The sequence below is a fragment of the Nocardia sp. NPDC051929 genome, from assembly GCF_044548645.1.
Lineage (GTDB): Bacteria > Actinomycetota > Actinomycetes > Mycobacteriales > Mycobacteriaceae > Nocardia > Nocardia sichangensis.
The window spans coordinates 34,808-49,972 of the sequence record NZ_JBIUCG010000007.1; the positions used below are offsets into that span (position 1 = coordinate 34,808).

Annotated in this window: 5 protein-coding genes; all 5 read left to right on the forward strand. The window is 70.2% G+C overall.

Features of this window, described 5'->3' with window-relative positions; all coding sequences use genetic code 11:
• The first annotated feature begins 3 nt into the window (after positions 1-3).
• On the forward strand, positions 4-1,332 hold the full coding sequence (locus ACIHAX_RS10765; protein ID WP_397277031.1) for a polyketide synthase: 1,329 nt from the start codon (positions 4-6) through the stop codon (positions 1,330-1,332).
• Complete coding sequence (gene nbtC / locus ACIHAX_RS10770) at positions 1,325-4,357, forward strand: nocobactin polyketide synthase NbtC (protein WP_397277033.1); 3,033 nt, start codon at positions 1,325-1,327, stop codon at positions 4,355-4,357. The genes ACIHAX_RS10765 and nbtC overlap by 8 nt, the downstream gene beginning before the upstream one ends.
• A 35-nt stretch (positions 4,358-4,392) precedes the next feature.
• Positions 4,393-8,922: an amino acid adenylation domain-containing protein gene (locus ACIHAX_RS10775; protein ID WP_397277035.1), complete on the forward strand. Its 4,530-nt coding sequence runs from the start codon at positions 4,393-4,395 to the stop codon at positions 8,920-8,922.
• 51 nt (positions 8,923-8,973) lie between these two features.
• Positions 8,974-13,983 (forward strand): amino acid adenylation domain-containing protein, encoded by a 5,010-nt coding sequence (locus ACIHAX_RS10780; protein ID WP_397277037.1) that lies wholly within the window; start codon positions 8,974-8,976, stop codon positions 13,981-13,983.
• 92 nt (positions 13,984-14,075) lie between these two features.
• Positions 14,076-15,152, forward strand: a complete 1,077-nt coding sequence (locus ACIHAX_RS10785; RefSeq protein ID WP_397277039.1) for an MAB_1171c family putative transporter — start codon at positions 14,076-14,078, stop codon at positions 15,150-15,152.
• The last annotated feature ends 13 nt before the right edge of the window (positions 15,153-15,165 follow it).

Consider the following 15,165-nt stretch of genomic DNA (forward strand, 5'->3'; position numbering starts at 1 on the left):
ACCATGTCAGGATCGGCTTCGGGGGACGAAGACCATATCGTCGTCGTCGGAATCGGGGTCGAGGCCCCCGGCGGAACAAACAGTCCACGCGAATTCTGGACGGCGCTGGCCGAATCCAGGGAACTCATCGGCCCATTGCCACGGGATCGGGAGTGGCCGATCGAACAGTTGCTCACCCTCGGTCGCAACGAGGGCTGGAGCGACGTACGCGACGCGGGCGGATTTCTCTCCGAAGCAACGGAATTCGATGCGGCCTTTTTCGGGATAACGCCGCGCGAAGCCGTCGCGATGGATCCGCAGCAGCGGGTGGCGATGCGCGTCGCATGGCGGGCGGTCGAGGATGCCGGGCTCAATCCCGGCGCCGTCGACGGCGCCGAAGCGGGGTGCTGGATGGGCGTCACGCCGCTGGAGTACGGCCCGCGCATGGCGAGCGTCAGCGAGCACAGCGGTTATCGAATGACCGGCACCACCCTCGGCGCGGTATCCGGCCGTATCTCGCACAGTCTGGGTCTGATCGGGCCTTCGATCAGTGTGGACACCTCCTGCGCGGCAGGCTTGACCGCCCTCCACCAAGCCGCGGCGGCCGTCCGCGCGGGCGAGTGCGACTGGGCCCTGGCAGGTGGCGTGTGCGTGATGGGCTCACCCGGCATGTTCGTCGAGTTCGCGAAGAACAACGCGCTTTCGACCGACGGCCACTGCCGCGCGTATTCCGCGGGCACCACCGGGACCCTGTGGGGCGAGGGCGCGGGAGTGGTGGTGCTGGAGCGCGAGTCGCGAGCGCGCCGGCTCGGTCATCGGATCTACGCTCGGCTGCTCGGCTCCCGGGTCAACCACAACGGCAAGAGCGGCCCGTTGGCCGTGCCCAGCGCCGACGCGCAGGAGCGGCTGATTCGCGCCGCGCTCCGCGCGGCCCGCGTCGACCCGGAGCAGATCGGGCTGGTCGAGGGGCACGGCACCGGCACGGCGGTGGGCGATCCCATCGAACTGTCCGCTCTCATCCGGACGTACGGCGCGCCGGAGCGTGTCCGGGGCGCGCTGCTGGGATCGGTCAAGTCGAATATCGGTCACACGCAGGCGGCGGCGGGCATGCTCGGCCTGATCAAGATGCTGCTGTGCGGCGCGCACGGGCACGTCGCGCCGAGTCTCTGGGCAGAACACCCGACCGAGGCGGTCGACTGGGAAGCCACCAGTCTGCGGCTGGCCACGAAATTCGTTCCGTGGGAGCCGATCGACGGCATTCGCTACGGAGCGGTGTCGGCATTCGGAGTCGCGGGGACCAACGCGCACGCGGTCGTCGGGATGCCCGTCCTGGAGGAGGACAGCGTTGTCTGAGTATCTGCTGCCGGACGGCGCCGTCCCCGTCCTGCTCTCCTCGGACAGCGCCGAAGGCTTGCGTGCGGAGGCCGCGGCGATACTGGCCTACGTGCGGGACCACCCTCGGGTGGACCCGGATCGACTGGCGAGCCAGCTCTTCCGCACCAGGATCGCCCGCAGGTATCGCGCCCTGGCCATGGTCGTCACGCGCCAGGAGTTGACGGATGCGTTGCGGTCGATCGCGGCGGGTTCCGCGCACCCGGCGGTGGTGACGTCCGGCGGCGCCGTCGCGGCACGTCGCGTCGGCTTCGTCTTTCCGGGACAAGGCAGCCAGCACGCGGGTATGGGCAAGCCGTACTACGACTTCTCCCCGGCCTACCGGGCCGCCGTCGACGAGTGCGCGGCGGTGCACGAGGAGCGGTACGGCCATGCACGGCCGGTGCACTATCTGCTCGGTGCCTGCGCCGAGTTCGGCGAGACACTGTGGGAAGTGCAACCGGCCAGAATGTTCCACCTGATCGGCTTGGCCGCCATGTGGCAGGCGGCGGGCGTGCGCCCCACCGCGACCATCGGTCACAGCCAGGGTGAACTCGCGGCCTGCGTGGTTGCCGGTGTGCTGACGCTGCGCGATGCCGTGTCGATCGTCACGCACCGGGCCCAGCTTCTGGAGCGCGATCTTTCGGACGGCTACGCGGTGGCCGTGCTCGGCGCGGGGCGCGACGAATGCGAGGCGCTGCTGGCCCGCAATACGGGCTGGGCGGAGGTCTCTTTGGTCAACTCACCCGAGTTGACCGGTGTCTCCGGTGACGAGGCCGCGATCGCGGAGCTGGTGGCGACCGCCACCGCGAAAGGCCTGTTCGCCAAGCAGATCCAGATGTCGTTTCCGTCGCACACCTCCGCGATGACGCGATTGCGCGACGAATTCCAATCGTCGCTGGGCGAATTGAGCAGCAAGACCTTCACGCTCGGCGACGTCACCTGTTACGGCGGGACGCTCGGCGCGGCGATCACTCCCGAGTTGACCCACCACGACTACTGGTACTGGAACCTGCGCAACCGGGTGCGCTTCGATCGCGCCGTGGCGGCGGCGACCGCGGACGTGGACACCTTCGTCGAGATCGCCGAGCACCCGACATTGCAGCCCGCGCTGCGGGAGAATCTGTCCCCGGTCGCGCGCGATGCCCGCGACTTCCGGGTCGTGGGGACATCGCTGCGCACCGCGAACGGGTTGGGTGAATTCACCCGCAATCTTGCCGAAGTCGCGGTGCACGATTTGCATTACGACTGGCAGGCGCTCCGCGCGGGCTCCGACGACCGCACTCCGGCGCTGCCGCTGCGTGACTTTCCCGCCACGGTGATGAACTCCAAGAGGCTGTGGGCGCCGTATCAATCGGATGCCGAGACGCCGATCCCGGTCGCCGTGCCCCCCTCGCGGTTGCGCGAGGAGTGGACCAGGTTGTCCCGGTTCGAGCTGGCCGCGCCGCGCACCGTACTGCTCGCCGAGCACGACGGCGCGGACGACCTGGCAGCGGCGCTGTGCGCGCGGGCCGCGCGCCACGGTGCCGCGATCGCCGACACCGCGACCGAGGCCGACACCATGGTGCTGCTGCTTCCGTCGAATCCGGCCACGGACGAGCAAGGCGCGGTGGCCGAACTCGCCGAGTTCGCCCGAGCCGCAGAAAGTTTGACCAAGGAAGTCTCCGGTGTCACGGAATGCTGGCTGGTGACAACCGGTGCTGAGGCGGTGTCCCCGGACGATGCGCCTTCCCTGGGTCATTCGGCGGTCAGTGCCGCGTACCGCAGTCTCGGCCTCGACCATCTCGGCATCGCGTTCCGGCACCTGGACTTGCCCCCGGATGCCGCCGAGCAGGATCCGACGGTGCTGGCGGACAAGATCCTCGAGGCCGTTCACGTGCCGGGCGAGCCGGAACTCGCGCTGCGGGGCGGCAAATTGCACGCCAAGCGTCTCGTTCGCGCCGAGTTGCTGGGCACTTCGGCGCCCCCGGATCTACGCGAGGTCCTCATTCTCGGTGGCACGGGGTACGTCGGCCTGGAATTCTGCGCGCAGCTCGCCCGCGATGGCGCACGGCGCGTCACCCTGGTGAATCGCACCGGGGAGACGAGCGTGCTCGCCGAGCGGCTGCGCGCGATCCGGGCCTCGGGTTCCACCGAAATCGACGTCGTGGCCTGTGACATCACCGACGCCGACGCGGTCGCCGAACTGGCGGGGCGCTTCGCCGAGCGCCCCGTGAGCGTGGTCGTGCACGCCGCGGTCCAGTACGCATGGGCGCGGTTCGAACCGGAGGCGGTAACCGAGGCGGCCGCCGCGAAGGTGCTCGGGCTCGGCGAGGTGCTGCGCGCGGTGCCGCAGACCGCCGACTGCGCCGTGCTGTTGTGCTCCTCGTTCGTGGCCACCCTCGGCGGGCGTGGTCAGGCACTGTACGCGGGCACGAATCGCATGCTCGACAGCCTCGCCGTGCGACTGCGGGCGCAGGGCAGGGATTGCGTGTCGGTGCAATGGGGGCTGTGGGGTCTGCCCGGCGCGGAGCACGCCGACGTGGAAGCCAGGATCCTCGGCGCTGGTCTACGACCCATGCCCGCCGCGCCCGCCATCGCGGCGGGTTTCGCCGACCGTACCGGGAACAGCGCGGTGCTGTCGGCGGACTGGGAGCGCTTGCGGGATACGGCCGAGATCGTCGGCTTGGCGAGGGTTTTCCCGCCCGCATCGGCGGTCCCGGAGTCCGCGGCCGCGCCGTCCGAGCCGTCCGCACCGAAGTCGGCCGCCGTCGAGCCGGAAGCCGATGCCACGCGGAGCGTCGCAGAGATCATCCGGCGCGAACTGGGGCAGGTGATGCTTCTCGACGGCCCCGACCACATCGACGACTCCGTCCCGCTGGTCGCGCTCGGGTTCGATTCGTTGCAGGCGGTGGATCTGCGCGCGCGGCTGAAGACGATGTTGCGCCGCGAGTTGCCGGTCGCGGCGATCCTCGGCGGCGCATCCCTGGAGGACGTCGTTCTGCTCATGTCCGAGAACCGAGGCTGATGATGCCCGAGAACACAGGCTCAGGAGGCCGCTCGATGCCGGAGAACACGCAGGCGACCATGCCGGAGATCGAGGACGTACTGGCGTTGAGCCCGTTGCAGGAGGGGTTGTTCTCGCTGGCCAGGCTGGCCGGCGAGGGCGATCTGTACGCACTGCAGTTCGTGTACGAGATCGCCGGTCCCGTCGATGTGGCATTGCTGCGTCGCAGCGTCGCGGCCATCCTGCGGCGGCATCCGAATCTGCGCGCGTCGTTCTGGGACCGCGACCTGCCGCGGCCGGTGCAGATCGTCCCCGCCGCTGCCGAGTTGCCCTGGGCCGAACGCGAAGTCGACCCGGGCGACCTCGACGCCGTCATCACGGCCGAGACGCGGTCGCCGTTCGACCTGACCCGCGGCCCGCTGCTGCGCGTGCTGCTGCTGAGATTGCCGGACGGCACTCGGCGCCTGGTGCTGACCGCGCACCACATCCTGCTGGACGGCTGGTCGCTCGGCGTGTTCTTCCGGGAACTGTTCGCCCTGTACCAGGCGGGCGGCGCGGCGGAGGCGCTGCCCGTGCCCCGACCCTACCGGGACTACATCGGCTGGCTGTCGGCCCGCGACAGCGATACCGCGTTGCGCTCCTGGCGCGAATACCTCGGCGATCTCGATCCGCTGATCCTCGCCGACCGTGGCGATTCGGCGGTCAACACGATCGTGCCCAGCATCGACACAGTCACCCTGGACGCGGCCGACACCAGCCGGTTGACGGCGTGGGCACGGTCGAACGGCCTGACGATTAACACCGTCGTGCAGTACGCCTGGGCCGTTGTCCTCGGCAGTTTGACCGACCGGCGTGACGTGGTCTTCGGCAGCACCGTCTCGGGGCGGCCCGACGAGTTGTCCGGGGTCGAGACCATGATCGGGCTGTTCATCAACACCGTCCCCGTCCGGGTGGCGGTCGGGGCCGAGAACGTGGTGCGGGACTGCAGGCGAATGCAGCGCGAGTCGGCTCCGATGCGTGATCTCGCCTACGTCAGCCTGTCGGCGATCCAGCGGTCGGTAGGCTCCGGCACGCTGTTCGACACCCTGTTCGTGTTCGAGAACGCGCCGATGTCCGACATCCTGCGCCCCATCGACATGGCGGACGGCGTTCGGGTGCGGCCGATGACCTCGCAGAGTTTGACGCACTATCCGCTCGCGGTGACCTCGTTCCTGTACGAAGGGCAGCTGGTGCTGACGGTCGAGGCGGTGCAGGCGGCACTGCGCGGCCTGTCCGGACCCGGCATAGGGGCGCGGTTGCTCTCGGTGCTGCGGCAACTGCCCGCGATCGGCGAGCGGGGGCCCGACGCGCTCGATGTCCTGCTGCCGGGCGAGACCGCGCCGCCACCGGCGCCGATCGCCGCCGACGTGCGCGGTGTGACCGTGTGGGAGCTGTTCGCGCGCCAGGTCGCCGCCACGCCGGACGCGCTCGCCCTCAGCACCGAAAACGATCGCTACACCTATCGCGAACTCTTCGATGCCGCAGGGCGATTGGCGAGCGCGCTGGTCGCACACGGGGCCGGTCCGGAAGAGGTCGTCGCCTTGGCGCTGCCGCGTTCGGCGCAGTCGATCGTGGCGATTCTCGCCGTGCTGGCGACCGGTGCGGCGTATGTGCCCGTGGATGTCACGCTGCCCGCGGCCCGTATCGAATCGATCGTGCGCCGGTCCCGTCCGCGCTCGATCCTGGTCGACGGCTCGGGACTGTCCGCGCTCGACGAAATCGCCGAGCGCCCGGAAGTGCTGGTAGTGAACGGACTCTCCGACGGGCTTCCGGTGCTCGCGCCCGCGCCCGGCCACCCCGGCCAGGCCGCCTATCTGATCTTCACCTCCGGCTCCACCGGCGAACCGAAAGGCGTCGTCGGCACCCATGCCGCGCTGGCCGCGTACTTCGCCGACCACCGCGACCGGGTGTACCGGCCCGCGGTGGCGCGGCTCGGGCGGCCGTTGCGGATCGCGCACGCCTGGTCGCTCAGCTTCGACGCCTCCTGGCAGCCGCTGATCGGACTGCTCGACGGACATGCAATCCACCTGTTCGACGCCGAGGAGATGCGCGACGCGCGACGCCTGGTCGACGGCATCGTCCGGCACGGACTGGACATGATCGACACGACCCCGTCGATGTTCACGCAGCTGGCAGCGGCCGGACTGGTCGAGGCGGGCGTCACGCCGCTGTCCGTGCTGGCGCTCGGCGGCGAGGCCATCGGTGTGCCGCTGTGGAAACAGTTGTGCGCCCTGCCCGGCACCGCCGTGCACAACTGCTACGGCCCCACCGAGACGACGGTGGAGGCGGTGGTCGCGGCGGTGCGCGATGGCGATGCCGAACCGGCTATCGGGGCGCCGGTCACCGGAATGACCGGCTACGTGCTGGATTCGCGGCTGCGCCAGGTGCCGATCGGCGTCGTGGGCGAGTTGTACCTCTCCGGCGCTCAGGTGGCGCGTGGTTACGTCGGTATGCCGGGAACCACCGTGGGCCGATTCGTCGCCGATCCACACCGTGCCGGTGAAAGGATGTATCGCACGGGCGATCTCGTGCGCCGCTTGCCCTCGGGCGATCTCGCCTACGTCGGCCGGGCGGACGATCAGGTGAAGATTCGCGGCTACCGGATCGAGATCGGCGATATCGAGACAGCTCTGCTCGCCTTGCCCGGGGTGCGGGCCGCGGCGGTCGTCGTGGTGCGCCGTACGGGTGGTCCGAGCCTGGCGGCGTTCGCGGTGGGCGACGGTCTCGACGCGGTGCGGCTGCGCGCCGCGCTGGCCGATCGGCTGCCCGGCTACATGGTGCCGAACCGGATCGTGGTCGTCGATCGGCTGCCGGTGACCAGCAACGGAAAACTCGATGCGAAACGGCTCGCGATGCTCGCCGAGGACCGGGCCGCCGGGCCGGGAGCGGAGACGGCGCGCACCGGCACCGAGCACCGTCTGTGCGCCGCGATCGCCGAACTGTCCGGCGGTCCGGTCCCGAGCATCGATGACGACCTGATCGGCCTCGGCATGGACAGCATCGTGGCGATCTCCCTGGTGAACCGGCTGCGGCGGGACGGCCTCTCGATCAGCCCGAAGGCGGTCCTCGGCGCCGCCACGATCCGGGAACTCGCCGCGCGGATCGGCGCGGAAGCCGGTCGCGAACGCGCGACGAGTTCGGAGGGCTACGGGCCGGTCGGCCCGACCCCGATCGTGTCGTGGATGCACGAGTACGGGGGCTACCGCAGACTCACGCTCAGCAATCTGCTCGAGTTGCCCGACGGCGTCGACCAGGGCGGCCTGACGGCGGTGCTGCAGGCGTTGCTCGACGGACACGACATGCTGCGGGCCCGCTTCGTCACCACACCCGAGGGATACGACCTGCACACGCGCGGCCCGGGCAGCGTCCGAGCGCAGGACATCCTGTCCCGGGTCGAGGAAGGCGACGACTTCTACGCGACGCTGGCCGCACACGGCCGTGCGGCCACCGACGAGATCGACCCGTCCACCGGAGATCTGGTGCGCGCGGTGTGGTTCACCAGGTCCGGCGCTCCGGATGTGCTGCTGCTCACCATCCACCACCTGGCCGTCGACCCGGTCTCCTGGTACGTCATCTCCGCCGACCTCGCCGCGTATTGGGCCGAGGTGCTCGCGGGACGGACGCCTGTCCCGGCGGTCGAGCACACCGGCTACCGGCAGTGGGCCCGGCTGCTGCGCGAACGCGCGGGCGCCGAGGCGGTCACGGCTCAGCGCGCCTACTGGACGCGCCAGGTCACCGCGCCGGACCCGGTGCTGGGCGCGCGGCTGCCCGATCCCAGGGCCGACACCTGGGCTTCCTACCGGGTCCATCCCGTGCCCACCCCGGCCGAGACGAGCGCGGCCATCCTGAACAGTCTCGGCGGCGGCGCGGCGGGAGTCCGCGAGTTCCTGCTCGCCGCTTTGACGATGACGCTGGCGAGCTGGCGTCTGGAACGCGGTCAGGACCCCACGGCGGGCGCGTATCTGGCGCTGGAAGGACACGGCAGAGAGGACGCGGTGCTCGGCGCCGACGTCGACAGCGCGCACACCGTGGGCTGGTTCACCAGCATCGTGCCCGCCCGGCTCGGAGCGGGCGCCGAGAGCGTGGATGTGGCCACCGCGCTGACCGATCCGGTTCGCGCCGCCGCACTGCTCGAACACGTCGCGGCACACCTGGCCGAACAGCCGAACGGCGGCGTGGACTTCGGCGTGCTGCGTTACCTCACGCGAACCCCCGAACTGGTCGATGCGCCGCAGCCGCAGGTGCTCTTCGACTACCTGGGCCGGTTCGACCTGGCCGGTGCGGGACGGCCGTGGGCGCCGATCCCGGATCTGGCGTTGCACGAGTGCCTTCCGCTCGTGGCGGAGCCCGACTTCCCGCTGCGCTACGCGCTCGACGTCGTCTCGGCGGTGCGGACCACCACCGAGGGGCCCCAGCTCGTCACCATGCTGCGCTGGAGCGAGGCGGTGTTCACCGTCGCGGACGTCGACCGGCTCGCCGAGCTGTGGCACGACGCCGTCGTGGCCCTCGCGCGCGCGATCTCCGTGGTGACCGTCGGCGCCGACTGACCGCGATCGCCAGCCACTCAGCCCATCCGAACCCAGTCCGAAGGACCCACCATGTCAGACGAGATTCTCGAGCGGCGCAAGCGGCTGCTGCAGCAGCGACTGCGTGAACAGCAACTCGCGCCCGCGCCCGCGCGACCCGCGCGCGGCAGGCGCCCCGGCGATCCGGCTCCGCTCTCGTCCGCGCAGCAGCGGATGTGGTTCGTACAGACGGTCGCGCCGGAGGACACCACGCTCAACGTCTGCGTCGGCTACCGACTCGACGGTCCGTTGGACAGCGCGCGGTTGCGCGCCGCCTTCGACACCGTCGTGGCGCGGCACGAGATCCTGCGCACCACCTATCACGTCGGCGCGGACGGCGAGCCGTATCAAACGGCACACGCCGAACTGGGGCCGGTGTGGCAGCAGCAGGATCTCACGGATCTCTCCGAGGAAGGCCGAGGCAGGCGACTCGAGGTTCTGGCGAGGCGGGAGTTCGCGCGTCCGTTCGACCTGACCTCCGAGTCGCCGCTGCGAGTGACGTTGGCGCGCACCGGTCCGGCCGAACACGTGCTCGTGCTGACGATCCACCACATCGCTTGGGACGACGACTCCTGGTCGGTCTTCTTCGCCGAGCTCAATGCCGCCTACCGCGGTGACCCGCAGGCGGAGATCCGTGCGCAGTACGTGGACGTGTCGCTCGCCGAGCGGCCCGCCGAAGACGACGCCGACCTGGCGTACTGGCGCGAGCGGTTGACCCCGCTCCCGGAGCGGCTCGAGTTGCCCGGAACGCTCGCCGGTGGCGCGGCTACCCGCAACGCCGACAAGTGCGTGCTGCCGTTGCCCCAGGAACTGCTGGACCGGGTCACCGAGGTCGCGCGCGACCGTTCGGCCACCCCGTTCATGGTGCTGCTGGCCGCCTTCCAGGCGCTGGTCCAGCGGTACACCGCGGCGACCGACTTCCTCGTCGCGGTACCGGTGACCGACCGCCGCGGTAGCGACGCCGAGGCGCTGATCGGCTATTTCGGCAACACGCTGCTGTTGCGCGCCCGAATCCGTCCGGGGCGCAGCTTCGCCGAGCTGGTCGACGTGACGAGGGACGCCGCCCGCGACGCGTTCGCGCATCAAGGGATCGGCGTCGAACGGGTCGTCCGCGAGGTGAGTTCGGACCGGATCGCGGGCAGTGACGGCCTGGCCCAGCTCGTGCAGCTGAGCTTCAGCGTGCGCGGCGGGGCGAACGGGTTCGATCTCGCCGGGGTCCGCTCCACCGAGCTGCCGTGGGGAAGCACGGTCGCGCAGGAGCCGCTGGGACTGATGGTCGTCCTCGACGACGCGGGCGCGCGCGTGGAGGCCACCTACCTCGTCGACGAGCTGGACCGGTCGGTGGTGGCGCAATTGCTGCGCCACTACCTGGAATTGCTCACCGACGCGATGCGCGATCCACGGCAGCCGGTCCGCGCGATCGATATGCTCGGCGCCGCCGACCGCGCGGACATCGTCGCGGCATCGCACGGTCCGCTCGTCGACGCGCCCGCGACAACGCTGGTCGAGCTGGTACAGCGGCAGGCCGCGGCGACCCCCGATCGCGTCGCGGTGGTATCCGACGAAGCCGAACTCACCTACGGCGAGCTGAACCGGCGGGCGAATCGCCTGGCGCACTGGCTGATCCGGCGCGGCGTCGGCGCCGAGCAGCTCGTCGCGCTGCGCATGGCGAACTCCATCGAATTCATCATCGCGAGCCTCGCGGTACTCAAGTCGGGTGGCGCGTACCTGCCGATCGATCCGGCCTATCCACCGGACCGCATCGACTATCTGCTGTCGGACGCGCGTCCGGCGCTGTCGTTCGACGCCGAAGCGATCGCGGCGGCGATGACCGAGGCGGTCGACGCGCCGGACACGAATCCCACCGACGCCGAACGCGAGTCGCCGCTGCGCCCGTCGAACATCGCCTACGTGATCTACACCTCGGGCTCCACTGGACAGCCCAAGGGCGTGCCCGTGCCGCACGACGCGATCGCCGATCACCTGGTGAACTTCGCCGCCGACTGGGACGCCAGCGTCCCGGAGCGGGTGTTGCAGGCCACCTCGGTGAGCTTCGACGCGTCGCTGGCCGACATCTTCCTGCCGCTGATCGCGGGCGCGAGCATCGTCGTCCCGAAACCGAACGCCTACCGCGATATTCCGTACGTCGCCGAGCTGATCGCTCGTCACGGGATCACCGTGCTGCACATGGTGCCTTCGCTGCTGGCCACTTTCCTCATGCTTCCCGAGGCGAACGACTGGCGGGCGTTGCGGCACGTGCCGGTCGGCGGCGAGGCGCTGCCCGGCGAGATCGCCGACCGGTTCGCCGCGCAATTCGACGCCGACTTGCGCAACCACTACGGGCCGACGGAAGCGGTGGTGTGCTCGACGTCCATGCCGGTCGACGGGCCGCAGGGCACCAGGATCGTGCCGATCGGATTCCCCAACCGCAACGTCTACGTCTACCTGCTCGACGACTCGCTGCGGCTGGTCCCGCCGGGCGTGATCGGCGAGATCTACTTGGGCGGACGCCAGCTCGCGCGCGGTTACCTGGATCGGCCCGCCCTGACCGCGGAACGGTTCGTCGCCGACCCCTTCCTACCCGGCGGCAGGCTGTACCGCACCGGCGATCTCGCCCGGCGCACCGCCGAAGGCGAGATCGAATTCGTCGGCCGTGCCGACGAACAGGTGAAGGTGCGTGGCTTCCGCATCGAACTAGGTGAGGTGGAGGCCGCGGTGGCCGATCACCCCGGCGTCGCGCAGTGCGTCGCGATCGTCACCGAGCACGAGCGGCTCGGCCCGATCCTGGCCGCGTACCTGGTGCCCGCGCCGGGAAGCGAGATCGACCTCCAGCAGGTGCGCGCGACGGTCGCGGCGACGCTGCCCGAGCACATGGTCCCCGCGGCCTTCGCCGTGATCGACGAAGTGCCGTTGAGCGCCCACGGCAAGCTCGATCGCCGCGCGCTGCCGGAGCCGGTGCTGACTCGGACCCGCACGTATCGGGCGCCGGAAACGCCCACCGAGATCCGGCTCGCCGCGCTGTACGGCGAGCTGTTCGACACCGAGCGAGTTGGCGCCGACGACTCGTTCTTCGAACTCGGCGGCCACTCCCTGCTCGCGGCCCGGCTGGTCGCCCTGGTGCGCGACACGTTCGGGATCGATATCGACGTGCGCGCGGCGTTCGACACCCCGACGGTCGCCGGGCTCGCCGCGCATCTGGTCGCCCGGTACCACGATCGGTTCGGCGAGAATCTCGACGAGGTCGTTCCCACCGGCCTGCCCTCCGGTGACAACGCCGCGATGCCGGCGAAACGACCACGCCCCGAACGTATTCCGCTGTCGTACTCGCAGCGGGCGCTGTGGCTGCGGCGCAAGCTGGAAGGCCCGTTCGGGTGGGAGAACTTCCGGTTCGCCATCCGCTTCGACGGCGAACTCGACATCGCCTCGCTCACCGCGGCGCTCGGCGACGTCATCGCCCGTCACGAGTCGTTGCGCACCAGCTTCCCGGAACACGAGGGCACGCCGTACCAGCGGGTGGCCCCGGCGGGACCGGTCGAGTTGCCCCGCACCGCGCTCGACGGCGCTCGCCTGGACGAGGCGCTGGCGGCCGAGGCGAACCATGTGTTCGACCTGGCCGGGGAGTCGCTGCTCCGCTTGCGCCTGTTCGTCCTGGACGAGCGCACCCACGTGCTGTCGGTGCTGACCCATCACATGGTCACCGACCGGGAATCGTGCCGGGTCTTCCTCGAGGACCTCACCGTCGCCTACCGCGCGCGGGTGAGCGGCACGGCCCCGTCCTGGCCGGAACCGGCGCTGCACTTCGCCGACTTCGCGGTGTGGCAACGCGATACCTTCGACCACGCCCCCGGCCGCGACGATCTGAGCGAATACGGCAAAGCGCGACTCGACTACTGGCGCGCGGCCTTGGCGGGCCTGCCGGTGGAGATCGCGGTCGGCCACGACCGCCCGCGTCCCGCGCGGCTGGGCCATGCGGGCGTCAGCGCGACCCGGATCGTCGCGGCCGAGACGTGGCAGGCACTGCGATCGCTGGCGGAGACGACCGGCGCGACCGAGTTCATGCTGTGCCAGGCAGCGGCCGCGGTGCTGGTGCACACCCTCGGCGGCGGCGACGACGTGCCGATCGGCGCGACGGTCGCCAATCGGCCCTGGCGGTCGGTGGACCGGCTGATCGGCCTGTTCGCCGACATGATGGTGCTGCGCAACGATCTTTCGGGCGACCCGTCGCCGCGAACCGTGCTCCAGCGGGTGCGCGAATCGGCGCTCGGCGCTCTCGGCCACCAGGACGTACCGTTCGAGCGGATCGTGGAAACGCTCAACCCGCCCCGGGTACTCGGCCGCAATCCGCTGTTCCAGGTGATCATGCAGTTCGGGCACACCGCGCCGACCGTCGGCTTCACCGCCGAGACCACGCTGACCCCGCTCACGCCGCGGTACGACGCCGCGTTCATGGACTTCCACCTGGATTTCCTGGTGGAACCCGGTGGCGAGTTGCTGGTGCGGGTGGTGGTCAACTCGGAGCTCTACGACCCGGCCTCCGGCGAGGAATTCGCCGACACGCTGGTGCGGATCTTGACCGCGTTCGCCACGAAACCCGATACCGCGGTGCGGGAATCGAACCTCGCGCCGCAGGGCTGGGACACCGCGCGTACCGCTGTGCGCCACGCGGCGTCCGAGGCCACGGTCGGCGAGGCCGAGGCGGGCCCGCCGCAGACCGAGACCGAGCGCGCTCTGGCGGCGCTGTTGGAGGAACTGCTGGAGATCACCGACGTGGACCGCACGGACGGATTCTTCGCGCTCGGCGGAGACAGCGTCATCGCGATCCAGTGGGCCGCGCGAGCGGGCGAGGCGGGCCTGGCGCTCACCCCGCAGCTGATCTTCGAGCACTTCACGCTGCACGAACTGGCGGCGGCCGTCGACGCGGCCGCCGATCGGGCGGCGGGCGCGCCGGCGCCGGAGGAGCACCGGTACGAGCCGATGTCGGCCTCGGGCCTGTCCGGTGACGCGTTGGCCATGCTGCGCGAATCCTGGTCCGCGCAACGCTGATTCGGGTGAGCCGGTCACGGTCGCACCGCGACCGGCGCACTGCCATTGGACCTGGGGGCAGCGACGATTAGGGTTGCACCTCGATGGATTCGGTGTCTGTTTGGATCATGTTCCCGGTCATTCTGACTATCGCGGCGATCACGGTCGGCCGGTGGTTCCTGGTCGCGGACAGTGTCACCGATCGCATGATCAACCATGCGTGGGCGTGGAATCTGTGCGGTCTGGCGCTTTATGTCGCCGCCGCGGCGGCAGGGGCCGCGCAACTCGGGCAGCGACTGTTCCTGTGCTGCGGACTGATGACCACCGCCGTCGTCCTGGTGCTCGCGCAACTGGCGGCGGGTGCGGACCCCGAGGTCATGCTGCGACGGCAGAAGATCTACGCCGCCGTCGCCGCCGTGAGTTCGATTCTGACACTGATCTTTTCGCCCTTCGCCCGGAACGTGCTGCACGTCGGTTTGGACGAGATCGTGTGGACGTTGTCGGAGCTGCCCATGGTGGCCAGCGGATATCTGGTCGCACATGCCAGTCTCCGAGAGCTGCGCACCGCCGCGCGGATGACGAAGGAGAAGCTGACGTATTCGGCGCTGCTGTTCCTCGCGGTCTATTGGGCCGCGGCGGCAGTGGTCACCGTGGTCCGCGCGCTCTTCGGCGTCCCGCCGAGCCATCCGGGGAACGTGCTGGCGAACTCGTCCTTCTTCTGTGTATTGATCATCGCGACGCTCACGGCGATACCGCTTTTCACCGCTGTGCTGACGCGCGCGGGGCTGGACAAGACCGGTCGGCGCTGCCGCCGTCTGCGTCCGCTGTGGTGTGACCTGACCGCCGCCGTCCCAGAGGTCGTGTTGAGTCGGTCCGACGACGGAGACGGCGGCGCGGCGTCCCGGCTCTATCGGATGACGGTGGAGATCCAAGACGCGCTTTTGCATTTGAAGCCGTATATGCCGTCGCCCGCGCCGGGGCGGGAGGCCGCCGACGCGGGTCACGGCGTCGGCGATTACGCCCGTCAGATCGCCCACGCCATCCGGTCCCGAGCCGCCGGGCTGCGTCCGGTCACACCGACCGCTCCGTTCGCCGCCGTGGCGACCGGTGGTCACGATCGTGCCAACGGCTTGCGGCAATTACTCGAATTGGCGCGGGAATGGCCGAAAGCACGCGCCGATGTAGGTTAGGCATACCTATTTA